This is a genomic window from Arthrobacter woluwensis, assembly GCF_030816155.1.
Lineage (GTDB): Bacteria > Actinomycetota > Actinomycetes > Actinomycetales > Micrococcaceae > Arthrobacter_E > Arthrobacter_E woluwensis_A.
The window spans coordinates 3188740-3204483 of sequence record NZ_JAUSXR010000001.1 but is presented as its reverse complement, the minus strand read 5'-3'; the positions used below and the strand labels follow the sequence as shown (position 1 = coordinate 3204483).

Genomic DNA, 15744 nt, shown 5'->3' with positions numbered 1-15744 from the left:
AGGCCTTCGGATTCTGCTGGCCACCTTTCGGCGGCACGGAGACCCGGGGCCAATCGGCAAGTGGACTCACGGCGCCCACGTTGGCGGCGGAAGTTCGGCGACCAGGCGGGGCGTGTAGGACTCGCTCTTGTTGAAGAATTGGTGTCGTCCGTAGCGCCACGACTCGAATGGCCCAGACGGGCTGAACAGGACCCTGGCGTGCGCATCCCAGTGGTGGATCCACCACTGGGAGAGCTGGTGATCGGCGATGGCCTGGTCGTGGCCGCGGTGTGGCTGTAACGTCCGGAAGCGAGCGCCATGGGGCGAAGTTTGCGATGTCGTTTCGGACCTCATTGCTACGGAACTCGCACTCAAAAATCCCGCTGGTCTTTCGTTTCGCGCTCCAGAAGATTTGACGTGGTCGGAATCTCCAGAACAACGAAAATCCCCCGGCCGGCGCGCCAGTGCGCGCTGACCGGGGGATTCGGGCCCTGAGAAGCCTCAGGATTCAGCAGAGGAGACGCTGATCAGTGGTGCTTCTTTTCTTCGCCTTCTTCGCGGCGGTCGTCCTGGGAGCCGAGGTCGGCGCCGTCGTTCCCCTCGAAGAAATCAGCGTCGCGGCGTTCCTGGCGCTGCTCGTCCTGCTCGTTGTGCTCTTCGCGCAGTTCGTCGTTCTTGTCGTGTCCCATGACAGCTCCTTGATCCGCTCGGTGTGAGCCCTTCGGTGTGGTCGGTCCCAGGCTATACCCGCCGGCCCACGACATTCCTGTCGAAAATCGCAGCCTGGCCGGGGCGTTCCGCTGCGCGCTCAGGCCCGAATGACCGGGCCTCCGGCGGCACTCCGGAGAAGTGCGGGGTTCCACGCGCCGGATGTCCGACGGCCACGCCCGCTGAACGGCGTCGTGAAGTTCTATGGTGGCTGTCAATCGGTGCGTGGTCGCAGGGGCGAGCACCCGCTCGCCCCTGCGACCGGCGCCTAGCTCAGGAACTCCCGGGCGGCGGCCACCAGGGCCTTCACGCCGTTGTCCAGCGTCGGGTCAATGACGGGGGCGAAGAACGGCGAGTGGTTGGAGGGGATGTCGTCGGGCATCCGGCCGGTCTTCGCCACGATCTCCGCGAGGGACGGTTCGCCGCCACCCAGGAACCAGTAGACCAGCGGCACGTCAGCCGCCGTGGAGAACTCCCCGACGTCCTCGCTGCCGGAGAGCGGCCCCGGGTTCAGCACCCGCTGTTCGCCCAGCACGCCCCGCAGCACGGTGGCGACCCGCTCGCTCGCGGTGGGGTCGTTGACCGTGACGGGGAAGCGCTCGAAGTACTCGATCGTGGGTTCCTTCGGGCTGGCCGAGGCCTGCGCCTCCGCCTTGGCCACGCGCTCCACGCTCTCCAGGACCTTGGAACGGACCTCCTCGCGGTAGCTGCGCACCGTCAGACCGAGGGTCGCCTTGTCCGGGATGATGTTGTTCTTGGTCCCGGCGTGAACCTGGCCCACCGTTACGACGGCGGTGTCCAGGGCGCTGATCTCGCGCGGACACCACGCCCTGCAGGCGGTTGATGACATTGGCCGCGAGGTACACGGGGTCCACCGTCGCCTCGGGACGCGAACCGTGACCGCCCACGCCGTGCAGCGTGATGCTCAGGCTGTCCGCGGCGGCCATGGCCGGGCCGGGCGTGAGGCCGATGAAACCGGCCGGGATCGGCGCGACGTGCTGTCCCAGCACCACATCGGGACGCGGGAAACGGTCCAGGAAACCGTCGCGGAGCATCTCTGCGGCGCCGCCTCCGGCCTCCTCGGCGGGCTGGAAGACCGTGACGAGCGTGCCCGACCACTCCTCGCGGGACCCGGCCAGCAGTTCGGCCGCCCCGAGCAGGCAGGTCACGTGCACATCGTGGCCGCAGGCGTGCATGACGGGGACGTCGTTGCCGTCCGGATCGGTCCCGCGGGCGGTGCTGGCGTAGTCGAGGCCGGTCTGCTCCTCGACGGGCAGGCCGTCCATGTCCGCGCGCAGCAGCACGGTGGGGCCGACGCCGTTGGCCAGGACGCCGACGACGCCGGTCCGGCCCACGCCCTCCGTCACCTCGAAGCCGAGCTCACGCAAGTGCCCGGCGACGATGCCGGCGGTGCGGGTCTCCTGGAAGGAGAGTTCCGGGTTGCTGTGGAGGTCCTTGTATATGGCGGTGAGATCCAGAGTCATGTCCCCAGGCTAGTTGCGTTGAGCAACCACAGGAAGCGCCGCGCCGGACACGCGGCCACCTCGCCCGCCGGTTCCCCCGATCAACGGGAGACGGGCGGGCGATGCCGGCGGACATCTGGTCAGCCGACGACGACGCGCTGCGCACCGAGGCCCGGCGCTTCGATCTCGACCACGTCACCGTGCTTGAGGTATTCGAACCGGCCGGACATGGCGACGCCTTCGGGGGTGCCCGTGATGATCACGTCGCCCGGCTCCAGGGCCATGAACTGACTGACATGATGCACCAGGAACGCGGCACGGAAGACCATGTCCGCCGTCGTCGAGCGCTGGCACTCCACGCCGTTCACGCGCGTGGCGAGGGGGAGCGAGGAGACGTCGAACGGCGCTCCGTCCGCGCCGACGGCAGGGACCAGCCACGGGCCGAGCGGCGTGGAGCCGGGCAGCGACTTGCCCTTCGTCCACTGACCGCCCGCGCCGCCCAGCTGGAGGGAGCGCTCGGAGAGGTCGTTGGCGAGGACGTAGCCGGCGATGGCGGCCTGCGCTTCGTGTTCGTCGGCCAGGAGGTGCGCGGGGCGGCCGATCACCAGGCCGAGCTCCACCTCCCAGTCGAGCTGCTCGCTGCCGGGCAGGCCCGGGAACTCGTCGTAGGGGCCGGCGACGGTGTTGGCGGGCTTGAGGAACACGACCGGCGACGCCGGCGGCTCCAGCCCGGACTCCGCGGCGTGGGCCGCGTAGTTCAGGCCGATGCCCACCACGGTTCCGGGGCGCGCCACCGGGGCGCCGATCCGGGCGGACGGTTCGACGGCGGGCAGCCGCCCGGCGTCGAGGGCGAGCTGGGTCTCGGCCACGAAGTCGCGGGAGAGGAAGGCGGAGTCGATGTCCTGCGTCAGGGGCAGGAGGCTGAAATGCCGGGTGCGGCCGTTGGCGTCATCGACAACCACCACGGGCTCCTCGGCCCCGAGGGAGCCGAAACGGGCGAACTTGAGGGTCATGCCACCAGTGTCCGGGCAGGCCTGGGTGAGGGTGAAATGTGACTGCGACGCGCGTCACGTGGATCAGGCGGCGGAGTTGCGGGCCTCAGCGCAGCATGCGGTCCCGCGGTGTGATCAGCTCCCGCGCAGGCGGTCCATCTCGCGGCGGTCCTTCTTGGTGGGTCGCCCGGTGCCCCGGTCCCGGACCGGGATGCCGAGCTGCGGGGCCAGCGGGCGCGGCGGGGTGCGGTCCGTGAACGCGTGCGACGCCGCCTCGGCGCCCACGCGCTTGGCGATCAGCTGGCGCACCTCGAGGATGCGCTCGTAGCCGGGCATGCGGATGCGGACCTCATCGCCGGGGATCACGATCTGGGACGCCTTGACCGGGTTCCCGTTCAGCCGGACGTGGCCCGCCCGGCAGGCCGCCGTGGCCGCGGAACGGGTCTTGTAGGCGCGCACGGCCCAGAGCCACGCATCCACCCGGACGGCGTTGGGCGCGGACTTGGAAAGGGACGAGGTCCCGGAAGGGGCAGCCATGGGTATTGATTATGCGCCTTAAGCGCCCTTGGCGTGCTGTTCCTCCGGATCCTGGGACGGCCGGAGGATGCCGGGAACGGTGTTCCGGGCGGAGCCGGTCGGCCGCGGGGCGGTCCGTCCGGCGGGCTTCGGCGCGGCCTTCTTCGGCGTGCGGGGGCCGCTCGCGGGGACACCCGCGGGGGTGACTGCGACGGCGGGCTCCGGCGCTGTTTCCAGGGCTTGCTCCGGGGCCGGTTCGGCGCGGAGTCCCGCGCGTTCGGCGGCGGGCGTCTCCGGTTCGCTCAGCTTCACCGTCACAGACGGCGCGGCCTTCTCGGTGGACGCCGCGTCCGCTACGGGGGTGGCCGCGGGGCTGGAAGCCTTCCGCCAGGACGGGATGAGACCGGATTTGCCGTTCGGCGTGGGCGTTCCGGAAGCCGCCGCGGCGGCGCCGGACGACGGGGCCGGAACCCGGCCCGGGCCGTCTCCCGCGGCAGAGGAGGTGACGGAGGCAGGCGCGGGGGCGTCGGCGTCGTGCGGCGCGATCTGGTGACCCGCAGGCTGGCGTGCGGCGACCACGCGGCCGCCGAGTGAGCGGCCCGCGCCGATCAGCCGGGTGGCGCCCAGATAAACCAGGCGGCCGAGGCCCGTGAAGACCAGCGCCATGCAGCCCGCGAAGAGCACCAGGGCCGCCAGGAAGGCGGCGATCATCAGCGTCCCCACGAAGGTGAGGTTCAAGATCATGGTCGTATCAGATGTCATTCGCCGTCATCCCCTTTGGCGGTGTGCAGACCAGGTGTCAGGGCGCTTTCCTAGGACGCTCTGACGGAACTCTGAAATTCAACGGTAGCGACCGGGGGACGGTCAGGGGAACGACGTGTCGGGTCCGTTGCGGAATCGTAGTTCGTTTGTGATGAAAAATGACAGGTCCGGACCCGGCGCGCGGCCCGCGTACCCTTAAAGCTGGTCATTTTCGGCGTGCCTCGCTCCGCGCGGGGTCGAGAGGTTGAGGAAAGGGGTGTGCCCGGTGGACACCACGGACCTCTCGCGACGGCTCGCCACGCTCGAAGCGCTGACCAAAGGCCCCGCCTGGGCGCTGACGCGATCGGCCCCCTGGGTGATCGCCGTCCTGCAGTCCACCTTCACCCGGACCCGGCCGAGCCTGACCCTGGAGGAGTTCCACGCGGAACTCGACCTCTGCCTGGAACAGCTGCGCACCACCGACCCGACGATCGCGGGCGCGAACACCGGGCGCACCGTGGCCGATGAGTGGACGCGCCGGAAGTTCGTGACCCGCCGCCACCACTCCGGGCACATCGTCTACGAACTCACCGAAGCGGCCTCCCGCGTGCTCGCCTTCCTGGAAAGCCTCAGCTCGCCCCGCTCCACGCTCACCGGATCCCGCCTGGGCACGCTGCTGAACGACGTCGAGAAGCTGGCCCACGAGACCAACCCGGACCAGACGGCGCGCCTAGAATCGCTCCGCGAAGAGATCCACGAACGCGAGGAACTGATCCGCGGCATCACCTCCGGCGAACTCGACGGGCTGCTGGACGAGGACGAGGCCGTGGAGGCCACGGAGAACATCCTCGACCTCGCCGCGAGCCTGCCGGCCGACTACAAGAAGATGCGCGACAGCATCGAGGATCTGGTGGGCAAGCTCCGCAACCAGATCATCGAAGAGTCCCTGACCAAGGGCGCCACGATGGCCCAGGTGCTGGAACAGGACCGCATCCTGCGCCAGAGCCCCGAGGGCAGGACGTTCCGCTCCTTCACCGCATTCCTCGAGGACCCTCAGCAGCAGCTGCGGTTCCGCTCGGCAATCGCCGAGGTGCTGAGCCGGCAGTTCGCGGACACCCTCGCCGCCGAGGACCGGGAGACCCTCAAGAGCCTTGTCTCGGAGCTCCGGAACCAGCACGCGCAGATCCAGCGGATCTACGGCAAGCTCTCCGAGAGCCTCAACACCTATGTGCAGAGCGACGACTTCCGGCATTCGCTCCGCCTCCGGCAGGCGCTCCGGCAGGCCGAGCAGGCCGTCCGCGGTCTTCCCTATGAACGGGACAAGCCAGGCTTCGCGGCCGCTCCGGAGCTGTTCGGCGGCGTGCTGGAGTCGATCTCCATGGTGCAGCTGTTCGACCCGGACGAATTCGAGGAGCCGCCGCGGCTGGCGGATCCCATCGACTTCGCCGAGCAGGACCGGACCCGCTCGCCGCGGACACCGAAGGCCAAGCCGGCGCTGATCAGGACCGCCCTGGCCGGGGCGCAGACGGTGGGCGGAGCCTGGTCGGCCCTCCCTCCGCAGGAACGGCACATCAACTCGATCCGCGCCCTGCTGTCCGAAGCGCTCAACTCCGGGGCGGCGTTCTCCGCCGCCGGTCAGGAGAGCGTGGAGTTCGAGCAGGTGGACGGCAGCCTGCGCGCCGCGACCGTGCCGCTCGTGACCCTGCCGGGCAGTGCTGGCGGCGTTGCGGACGACGGCGGCGGCGGTGCCAGTACCAGTGCCGGCGCGGCGGGTGCCAGCGGCACAGTCGAGGAAGGCGCTCACGCGCCGGACACGCCGGGTGGGCCGGCGACGCAGACGCCGAGCACCAAGCGCAGGCAACGCACGAAGGAAGGACAGGAATGAGCGAGCAGATCCAGGGCGTCGACGCCCGGGACACCTTCGTGGACGGAGCCGAGCTCTACCCCGGCGACACCGGCGTCCTCCCGCTGCGGCTGCGCCATGCCCTCGTGCGCCTGCTCAAGGGTCCCTATGTGGACGGCGGGCGCGACGAGAAGCTGTGGACCACGCTGACCGATCATCAGCAGGTCCTGCGGTCCCGCCTCTCGGAGCTGTTCCTCACCTTGCACCTGGACCACGAACGCAAGATCGCCGTCCTGCGCCCGGTCGATCCGGAGCTGCTCGGCGGCAACGCCCGGTCCAGCCTGCTCCGGCAGCAGCGTGCTCTCAGCCGCGTGGAGACCATCGTCCTGCTGCGCCTGCGGCTCCTCCTCGACCGGCACAGCGAGGCCCAGACGGAGCCCACCGTCACCCTGGAGGAGATCGCGGAGATCGTGGCGCACTACCAACCTGCCGCGGAGCAGGACGCGTACCGGGACGCCAAGACCGTCCAGGCCGCCGTCGAGAAGCTCCGCGCCCGTCAGCTCCTCCTGCCGACCGGTCTGGAGAACGTCTACGGCATCAGCGGGGCCCTGCCGCTGGCTCTCCCGTTCGACAGCATCACCGCCATCACAGCCCAGCTGGAACGGCTCCAGCACGCCACGGAGGACGCGGTGGGCACCCAGGCGCTCCTGGACATCGACGACGCCGGTGACGTCGACGCGGAGCCGGACGTCGCCGACTCGGATGTGGCCGGCGTCGCCCCGGATTCCGCCGCCGAGTTCGTGGATGGCGGTTCAGTTCGCGCACAAGAACCACGAATCGACGCGGAACCCGCGAACTCGGCGGACGCCGACGTGCAGGATGCCGTAACCCCGGACGCCGAAACCCCGGACGCCGAGCCGGCTGACGAGCCCGGAACCCACGAGGAGGAGCAGGCATGAGCATCCCCGTGCTGCTGCCCATCGGTGACGACATCAACCCGGGCCAGATGCGCCTGGCGCGCGTCCAGCTCGTCAACTGGGGCACGTTCCACGGCGCCCACGTCATGCACGTCGACCGCCGCGGCACCCTCCTGACCGGCAACTCCGGAGTCGGCAAGTCGACGCTCTTCGACGCCATGCTCCGCGTGTTCGACGCCCGTCCCCGCTCCAACGAAGCCGCCGCGGCACGGATGGGCGGCGCGGTGGACGACAAGCGCACCACCTACACCTACATGCGCGGCAAGGTCGGCGACCGCGCCACCACGGACGGCGCCACGAGCGCGTTCCAGCGTCCGGGCGCCACCTGGTCGGCCGTCGCCCTGACCTTCGACAACGCCGCCGGCACCACGGTGACGCTCTCCGCCCTCTTCGACCTGCCGAAGAACGGCACCGAGGCCAATGTGGGCCGCCATTACATGATCGACTCCGTCCCGCTCGACGTAGACGTGCTGGAGACCCTGGCGCACAGACGCTTCACGCGCTCGGCCCTCGAGGACGCCTTCCCCGGCGCGCAGGTGTTCGACGTGCATCGCACCTTCGCCGAACGGTTCCGGCGCATCCTCGGCATCGGCAGTGACCAGGCCCTTCCGCTCCTGCGCGTCATCCAGGCCGGCAAGGGCCTCGGCGGCAGCGTCAACACCTTCTTCCGCGACCAGGTCCTGGACCCGCCCGCCACGCTGGACGCCGCGGACGCGGTCGTGGAGGAGTTCAGCAACCTCATCTCCATCCGTCAGCGGCTCGAGGACGTCCGCCTCCAGCGCGATGATCTCGCCCCCGTCCCGCAGCTGAACAAGGACTACGCCCGCCACCTGCTGGAAGCCAACCGCCTCCGGACCCTGGGCGGCACCGAGTTCGACGCGCAGCGGCAGGCGCTCGCCGTCGTCGTGCATGAGAACACCGTGGCGCGGCTCAAGGCGCTCGCCGCGGACAAGGCGCAGGCGCTCAAGGCCGAGCGGATGAGCCGTGACGCGCTCGCCGCGCAGCTGCGCGAACTCGAACTGGACTACAACAACCAGGGCGGCAACGCGATCGCCTCGATCGAGGCGGGTCTGGAGAACGCGCGGCTGGCGCAGCGGCTCCGTCGTGACCTCGAGACGACCGTGCAGAAGCAACTGCGCGACGCCGGTCTGGAACTCCAGTGGACGGCCGAGGGCTGGGCGCAGGCGCACCAGCAGGCGGAGCAGCGCAGTGCCGAGCTGACGGGCGACGCCGAGTCCCTCAGGGCGCTCCGTTTCGAGGCCTTCGACGCCCACGCCACCGCCAAGCGCGAGCTGGAGGAGGCCGGGAAGGAGCTGCGGTCCCTGCAGTCGGGGACGTCGCTCATGCCGCAGCCCGCCCTCGAGAACCGGGCCGCGATCGCCGCGGCGCTGGAGGTCGAGATCTCGGAGCTGCCCTTCGCGGGCGAGCTGATGGACCTGCTCCCCGAGGAGGGCCGGTGGCGTCCCGCCGCTGAGCGCGCCCTGCGCAATCTCGCCACCACGCTCCTGGTCCCGGGCGAGCTGTTCACCCGCGTGACCGAGTTCCTGGACGGCACCACGATCCGCGGGGCGCTGCGCGCCGTCGACGTCTCCCGCGTGCTCCCTGGCGCGGAAGCGGCCCTGTCCGCCGTGGAACCGCGGGACCTTCTGGCGAAACTGCGCTTCCTGGAGACCGGATTGACGCCGGCCCGGGAGACGGCGGTCGAGTGGCTGCGCGAGCGGATCGCGCTGGACTACGCGTATCCGTGTGTGGAGGACCCGGCCGAGCTCGCCGGGCTGGAACGCGGCCTGTCGCTGGGTGGCGTGGTCAAGCGCAACAGTCACACCGTGGAGAAGGACGACCGCTTCGCTGCGCGCCGTGACTTCGTGCTCGGATTCGACAACGCCAGCAAGGTCGCGATGGTCCAGGACCGGATCGCCGAGCTGCGGGAGACCCTGAAGGCCGCGGAGACCGTGGCCCAGGACCGCGAGGACTCGCACCAGGGCGTGGCCCGGCAGCTCGAGGCCCTGCGCCGGGTCGCCGCGGACCACCGCGAGTGGAGCGAGGTCTCCGCGGAGGTCGCGGCCGAGGAGGTGCAGCGGCTGGAGCGCCGTCTGGCCGACGCGCTCGCGGCCCAGGCCGACCTGGAGCCCCTGCGGGCCAAGGTCGAGCAGACCCGGAGGCACCACCAGGAGAGCACCGAAGCCGCGGCCGTCCTCCAGAACGAGTACAAGGCCCTCGACGCGCAGTTGGTCTCCGCGGACAAGCTGCTCGCCGCCGCCCGCAAGCGCGTGGCGGAGAACCCGCCGTCGCCGGAGACCGTGGAGGCGCTCGCCCCGCGGTTCGAGGAGATGGGGGAGTTCGGGGACATCGCCGAGCTCGACCTGGCCGCCGTGCGCGTGCGCTCGGCCCTGCAGGACGAACTGCACCGGGCCGAGAGCGCCGCGCAGGCCACCGCCGAGCGCCTGACCAGGATCTTCGACTCGTTCGCCCGCCGCTGGGGCGGCACCGTCTCGGCGGATCACGGCACCGGGATCGGGGCCGCGCCGGACTACGAACAGCGCTACCACGCGATCGTCCGGGACGGACTGCCCGCTCAGGAGGACGAGTTCCGGGCCTTCTTCAACCAGCGCACGCACGAGTCCTTCTCCACCCTGCTGCACCTCCTGGACGAGGAGCGGCGCGCCATCACGAGCCGCATCCTGCCCCTCAACGGCATCTTGGCCGGCGTCGATTTCCACGAGGGCAGCCACCTGGAACTCGACATCAAGCAGACGGTCCCGCCGAGCGCCAAGGCGTTCAAGGACGCCATCTCGCGGGCTCTGCGGGTCCGGCCTGCGCGCGGCGCGGAGACGGCTTCCGGGGGCGCGGCCGGCGCCACGGCCGACGACGACGAGCTCACCATCCGCTACAAGACCCTCGAAAACCTGGTCACCAGACTCTCCTCCCAGGCGCCGGAGGATCGCCGCTGGCGGGCGGAAGTCCTGGACGTCCGCGGGCATCTGTTCATCGCGTGCAAGGAGCACCGCATGGTCCAGGTGGAGGGCGAGGAGCCCCGGGCCGAGGTGTTCATGCACTCGGACACCGGGTCCATGTCCGGTGGCGAGCGGCAGCGGTTCACGGCCTTCATCATGGCGGCGGCCCTGAGCTACCAGCTGGGCATCGCGGAGCAGGGCTTCACGAGCTACGGCACCGTGATGATGGACGAGGCGTTCGTGCTGGCCAGCGAGGAGTTCGCGGGTCAGGGCATCGCCGCGCTGCACGAGTTCGGCTTCCAGCTGCTTCTGGCGGCGCCGGAGAACGTGATCGATCTCTCACGCCACCTCGGATCCGTCACGGAGATCCTGCGGGACCGCCGCACGAACCGCTCGGGCGTCCTGCCGATCGGGGGCAAGGCCGCCCCAGGTCAGCCCCGGAGTGAGGCGAACCCCGTGGACATCCGGCTGGGGTAGGGCCCTCCCCGCCGAGACAGTGAGTTTCCGCTGAAACAGTGATCAGAACACACTGTTTCAGCGGAAACTCACTGTCTCGGCACGTGGAGTCCGGCGGGGTTCGGGCCGGGTCGGGGCCCGGGAGCTGTCGGGCCGCCGGGCAGCCGTGGGACAATGGAAGGTGATGGCTTCCTCACCCCGTAACCCCAGCTCCGAAACGCCCAGCAACGGCAAGGCTTCCGCGCGCCCGGCGCGTGCCGGCGTCGTGCCCGCCAAGATCCAGGGTTCGGCACACGGTGAAGCGGTCGCGAAGGTGGCCCTCACCGAGGACCGCCCGCAGGTCCGCCCCGCGGCTGAAGGCTGGGAGCAGGCCCGCACCACCGAGGGCCGCCCGCTCCTGCAGTTCGCCTCGCCGCGCGTGAAGCAGCCGCCGCAGCACCTCGCGGACATGACCCTGGACGAGCGCGCCGCGAAGCTCAAGGAGCTCGGCCTGCCGGCGTTCCGCGCCAAGCAGCTCTCCACGCACTACTTCCAGCACTGGACCACGGACCCCGAGCAGATGAGCGATCTGCCCAAGGCCGGGCGTGAGGAACTGGTCGAGGCCATGTTCCCGCCGCTCCTGACGCAGGTCCGCCGCCTTCGCACGGATGACGGCAACACCATCAAGTTCCTCTGGCGGCTGTTCGACGGCGCGCTGGTCGAGTCCGTGCTCATGCGGTACCCCGGCCGCATCACCCTCTGCGTCTCCTCCCAGGCGGGCTGCGGCATGAACTGTCCGTTCTGCGCGACCGGTCAGGCCGGCCTGACCCGCAACATGTCCACGGCGGAGATCGTGGACCAGGTGGTGGCCGCGAACCGTGCCATCGCCGCGGGTGAGCTGGGCGAGAAGGAGCACGACGACGAGCGCGTCACCAACATCGTCTTCATGGGCATGGGTGAGCCGCTGGCCAACTACAAGCGCGTCATGGCGGCCGTGCACCGCTTCGTCGACCCGTCCCCGCAGGGCCTCGGCATGAGCGCCCGTAACATCACGGTGTCCACGGTCGGGCTGGTCCCGGCGATCCGCAAGCTCGCGGACGAGGACGTCCCCGTCACCTTCGCGCTGTCCCTGCACGCCCCGGACGACGAGCTCCGGGACGAGCTGATCCCGGTCAACAACCGCTGGAACGTGGACGAGGCGATCGACGCCGCGTACGACTACTTCCGCAAGACCGGCCGCCGCGTGAGCATCGAGTACGCGCTCATCAAGGACATGAACGACCACGCCTGGCGTGCCGCGCTCCTGGCCAAGAAGCTCAACCGCCGCGGCCGTGGCTGGGTCCACGTGAACCCGATCCCGCTGAACCCGACGCCCGGTTCGATCTGGACGGCCTCCGAGCCGGAGATCCAGGACCTCTTCGTCACCACCCTGCGCGACGCCGGCGTGCCCACCACGCTGCGGGACACCCGCGGCAAGGAGATCGACGGCGCCTGCGGGCAGCTCGCCGCGGCGGAGTAAGCGGCACGTGACTCGGAGCGGCGCACTGGACGAGGCGCCCGGCGACGGCCGGGCCGCCGGAGGGCGCGCACGGGCCGTGGGCACGTTCTTCCGGGAGATGCTGTTCAGCATCGGGCCGGCAGGACGGGATCATCACCCGGCCGCCCGCGTGGCGCTCGGGCTCTTCCTGCCGCTGCTCCTGCTGGTCCTGACGGGACGTCTGGACCTCGCGATCTTCGCCAACTTCTCCGCGTTCACGGGCATCTACGGCCGTAATGAGCCGCACCGGATGCGCGTGGTCACGCAGGCGCGGGCCGGTCTCCTCATGTTCGGCGTGCTCATGGCCGCGACGCTCCTGGCCCGGCAGAGCCCCGGCGGGACCCTCGACCCCTGGGTCAGCGTGGCCGTCACCACCGGCGTCGCGTGGGCCTGTTCGGTGATCGCCGGGCTGTGGCATCTGCGGCCCGCGGGTTCCCTGTTCTACATCTTCGCCTTCGCCGCCGTGGCGTCCGTCCCGCATCAGCCGCCTCTCTGGGAGGTGGCGCTGACTTCGATCCTCACGATCGCCCTGTGCCTCGGCATCGGCCTCCTGTCCCGCGTCAGGCCGTCCCATCGCACGCCGCTGAACTGGAAAGAGCTGCGGAGGGTCTGGCGGATCCGGGTGGCTCCCGCGGAGCAGCGCATGGTGTGGATCGAGTCCGTGGGGTACATCGTGGCGCCGGCCATCGCGGGCTGTGTCGCGACGGCGGTGGGCCAGGCGCTGGGCTTCGGGCACAACTACTGGGCCATGGTCGCGTCGGTGGTGCCGCTCGTGGGGCATTCCACCCGGCATCGCGTGACCCGGGGTCTTCAGCGTGTGTTCGGCACCGTGGTGGGTCTGGCCGTGCTCGGCGCGATCGTGGCGCTCCGGCCGGAGGTGTGGCAGATGGTGGTGCTCATCGCGCTGTGCCAGTTCGGCGTCGAGCTGCTGATCACCCGGCAGTACTTCCTGGCACAGGTGCTCGTGACCCCGCTCGCCCTGCTGTCCACGCTTCTGGTCGCGCCGGTGGAGCCGGGCGCGCTGTTCCACGACCGGCTCATCGACACCGTGATCGGCTCGGCCGTGGGCCTGCTCGTGGTGATCGCGCCGGCGGTGTTCCGGCGGGTTGTGGCGTCCCGCCGGGCGTGACCCTGGGTCTTGTGGCCCGCCCCTGCTGCCGAGTTCGCTATTGAGGGTGCGAGGTCGCTACATCGTGTAGCGGACTCGCACCCTCAATAGCGAACTCAGCGAACTCAGCGAACTCAGTCGGTTCTGCCGGGATCGAGTGGGCTCCGGCTGCCGAGTTCGTGGGTTTCGAGTGAATTCGCGGGCTGGATCCACGAACTCACCCGAAACCCACGAACTCAGCGTGCGGCCGGTCGGAACCCACGAACTCGGCGTCGGCCGGTCGGAACCCACGAACTCGGCGTCGGGCGGCCGGAACGACACCGAGTTCGTGGGGTGGGGTTGAATTCGCGGGCTGAAACCACGAACTCACCCGAAACCCACGAACTCAGGACCTGGACGGTCGGAACCCACGAACTCAGCGCGCGAGCCCCCGGGCCCTGAGACTCAGACGCCCCGGACGCGGTCCAGGAACAGCTGGGCGCGGTCCTTCAGGCCCACGATGCGTTCCTTCACCACGACGGCGGGGTCCGGGTTGATCTCGTTCTTCGGCGGCTCCACGCGCACGTTGGCGCTGCAGTCGAAATCCGCGCAGATCAACGTGCCGACGGTGTTCCCGTCGCGGCCGGACTGGCCGGCGCGGCGGGCCACCCAGAGGAACACATCGTTCTTGGCGTGGACGGCCCGGCAGAGTTCGCAGAGCACGGACCGGTTCTTCCGGGCCCCGCCTTCGGGTGCCCGGAGCAGGACGGAGGTGAGTCCGCCGTCGTCGGACGGCAGGACGAGATACCCGCGCAGGGGCATCTTGGGGTCCCGCCAGCCGAGATAGTCCAGGTTCTCCCAGTCCAGGGAGTCGAAGTCCTTGGGGAGGTTGAGCTTGGAGGCCTCGGAGCGGCTGGCGTTGATGAAGGACGCGCGGATCTTCTGGGCGCTGGGTTGCTGCATGGTTCTGTGCTTTCACGATGAGTCGGTGGAGAACCGCCGCGAGGTCGCTCCGAAGACGCCAGCGGGCAGAGGAATGCCCGGGGTCTGAGCGAGGAGGAACCGGCGGTTCAGTGATGAGAGGAGGAGGGCACGGGTGCGCAGCAGGCCATGACGGCCACCCCGCGATCCGCGGCATGAGGCACGGTACTGGTGCGCATGCTCAACTCCTCTGCCCGGACGCACCGGGATGTGAAAGCGTCTTTTCCGACTTCTTCAGTGTAGCGCGCCCCGTGGAACGTGCGCTTCGTCACATCGGCGACGAAGGATTCCCAGCTCGGAGCAATAAGTGATAAAAACTTAACGTATTTGCCGCCGAAATAGCTTAGCCTTGCCTAAGTACCTTTCATTGTTCCTCGAGGAGCCCGCATGTCGTCCGACGTCAACCAGCCCAGCCGCCGCACCCTGCTCCGGACGGGAGCCGGCCTGGGCGCTGCCGCCCTGTCCGCCGTCGTCCTGGCGGCCTGCGCCACGGGCCCGGCCGGCGGCACCGCCTCCACCAGCGCACCCGCGCAGTCCGGCTCCGCTTCCGCCTCCTTCCCCGTGACCATCAAGCACGTGTACGGCGAGACCACCATCAAGGCTCAGCCGCAGCGCGTCGCCACGGTGGCCTGGGTGAACGACGACGTCGCCATCGCCCTCGGGGTGGTCCCCGTGGGCGTTCCGAAGGTCGAGTGGGGCGGCAACGACAAGGGCTCCACCCCGTGGAAGGACGCCGCCCTGGAGAAGCTCGGCGCGTCCTTCGGCACCGCCAAAGCCCCCGCCATGTACTCCGAGGCCGACGGCATCAACTTCACCGAGCTGGCCAAGACCAACCCGGATGTCATCCTGGCCGCCTACTCGGGCCTGAGCAAGGACGACTACCAGAAGCTCTCCAAGATCGCGCCCGTCGTCGCCTACCCGGAACTCGCCTGGGGCACGCCCTGGGAGACCGCCACCACGATGATCGGCAAGGCCCTCGGCAAGGAGACCGAGGCCAATGAGCTCGTCAAGAACGTCGAGCAGCAGATCAAGGACAAGGCCGCCGCCCACCCGGCGATCGCCGGCAAGTCCTTCATCTACGGCAACCTGGAGCCCGCCAAGGGTGACGGCGTGAACGTCTACACCGCCAACGACAACCGCCCGCGCTTCCTCTCCGCGATCGGCATGACGCTGGCGCCCGTCGTCGCAGACAAGAGCAAGAACAGCAAGGAGTTCTTCCTGCCGTGGTCGGCGGAGAAGGCCAATGAGCTCGCCAGCGACGTCTTCGTCACCTGGGTGCCGGACGCCAAGACCACCGATGCCATCAAGAAGGACCCGCTGCTCGGCCAGATCCCGGCCATCAAGAAGGGCGCCTTCGTCGCGTTCGAGGACAAGACGGTCACCCTCGCCACCTCCGCGGCCTCCCCGCTGAGCCTCCCGTGGGCCCTGGACACCACGCTGGACCAGATCGCGGCCGCGGCCGAGAAGGCCGGCAAGTAGCCCGTGTCCCTCACCCAGGCACGGCCCTCCTCGGGGACGGACACCGGAGATG

The 15744-nt window shown here is 69.9% G+C and carries 12 protein-coding genes and 1 pseudogene; 6 read left to right on the top strand and 7 right to left on the bottom strand.

Annotated elements, in window-relative coordinates; translation table 11 throughout:
• Positions 1 to 66: 66 nt before the first annotated feature.
• The 6 genes and pseudogenes from QFZ52_RS16185 to QFZ52_RS14720 form a co-directional block, all read right to left on the bottom strand.
• Positions 67 to 333 carry a DUF4913 domain-containing protein gene (locus QFZ52_RS16185; protein WP_373425683.1) on the bottom strand — a complete coding sequence of 89 codons (267 nt, stop codon included), beginning with the start codon at positions 331 to 333 and terminating at the stop codon, positions 67 to 69.
• A gap of 173 nt (positions 334 to 506) precedes the next feature.
• On the bottom strand, positions 507 to 668 hold the full coding sequence (locus QFZ52_RS14740; protein ID WP_307498367.1) for a hypothetical protein: 162 nt from the start codon (positions 666 to 668) through the stop codon (positions 507 to 509).
• A 287-nt stretch (positions 669 to 955) separates the two neighbouring features.
• Positions 956 to 2171, bottom strand: a pseudogene (locus QFZ52_RS14735) (amidohydrolase).
• Positions 2172 to 2290: 119 nt separating this feature from the next.
• Positions 2291 to 3163 carry a fumarylacetoacetate hydrolase family protein gene (locus QFZ52_RS14730; protein WP_307498366.1) on the bottom strand — a complete coding sequence of 291 codons (873 nt, stop codon included), beginning with the start codon at positions 3161 to 3163 and terminating at the stop codon, positions 2291 to 2293.
• Positions 3164 to 3277: 114 nt separating this feature from the next.
• Positions 3278 to 3679 (bottom strand): RNA-binding S4 domain-containing protein, encoded by a 402-nt coding sequence (locus QFZ52_RS14725; RefSeq protein WP_307498365.1) that lies wholly within the window; start codon positions 3677 to 3679, stop codon positions 3278 to 3280.
• A gap of 18 nt (positions 3680 to 3697) precedes the next feature.
• On the bottom strand, positions 3698 to 4402 hold the full coding sequence (locus tag QFZ52_RS14720; RefSeq protein ID WP_307498364.1) for a hypothetical protein: 705 nt from the start codon (positions 4400 to 4402) through the stop codon (positions 3698 to 3700).
• Positions 4403 to 4685: 283 nt separating this feature from the next.
• Here QFZ52_RS14720 and QFZ52_RS14715 point away from each other — a divergent pair, with 283 nt between their 5' ends.
• From QFZ52_RS14715 to QFZ52_RS14695, 5 genes are all read left to right on the top strand, one after another.
• A complete protein-coding gene (locus tag QFZ52_RS14715) occupies positions 4686 to 6284 on the top strand; it encodes a DUF3375 family protein (RefSeq protein ID WP_307498363.1) in 1599 nt (532 codons plus the stop codon).
• A complete protein-coding gene (locus tag QFZ52_RS14710) occupies positions 6281 to 7201 on the top strand; it encodes a DUF4194 domain-containing protein (protein WP_307498362.1) in 921 nt (306 codons plus the stop codon). Before QFZ52_RS14715 ends, QFZ52_RS14710 begins: the two co-directional genes overlap by 4 nt.
• The gene (locus QFZ52_RS14705; RefSeq protein ID WP_307498361.1) at positions 7198 to 10650 is read left to right on the top strand and encodes an ATP-binding protein; all 3453 of its coding nucleotides are present in this window, start codon (positions 7198 to 7200) and stop codon (positions 10648 to 10650) included. Before QFZ52_RS14710 ends, QFZ52_RS14705 begins: the two co-directional genes overlap by 4 nt.
• A 163-nt stretch (positions 10651 to 10813) precedes the next feature.
• Positions 10814 to 12127: a 23S rRNA (adenine(2503)-C(2))-methyltransferase RlmN gene (rlmN, locus tag QFZ52_RS14700; protein WP_307498360.1), complete on the top strand. Its 1314-nt coding sequence runs from the start codon at positions 10814 to 10816 to the stop codon at positions 12125 to 12127.
• Between the two features lie 7 nt (positions 12128 to 12134).
• Positions 12135 to 13274: an FUSC family protein gene (locus QFZ52_RS14695; RefSeq protein ID WP_307498359.1), complete on the top strand. Its 1140-nt coding sequence runs from the start codon at positions 12135 to 12137 to the stop codon at positions 13272 to 13274.
• Positions 13275 to 13697: 423 nt separating this feature from the next.
• On the opposite strand, the gene QFZ52_RS14690 is transcribed toward QFZ52_RS14695, so the two are convergent.
• Positions 13698 to 14195 (bottom strand): FBP domain-containing protein, encoded by a 498-nt coding sequence (locus tag QFZ52_RS14690; protein ID WP_307498358.1) that lies wholly within the window; start codon positions 14193 to 14195, stop codon positions 13698 to 13700.
• Between the two features lie 405 nt (positions 14196 to 14600).
• On the opposite strand from QFZ52_RS14690, the gene QFZ52_RS14685 reads away from it, so the two are divergent.
• Positions 14601 to 15692 carry an ABC transporter substrate-binding protein gene (locus QFZ52_RS14685; protein WP_307498357.1) on the top strand — a complete coding sequence of 364 codons (1092 nt, stop codon included), beginning with the start codon at positions 14601 to 14603 and terminating at the stop codon, positions 15690 to 15692.
• The last annotated feature ends 52 nt before the right edge of the window (positions 15693 to 15744 follow it).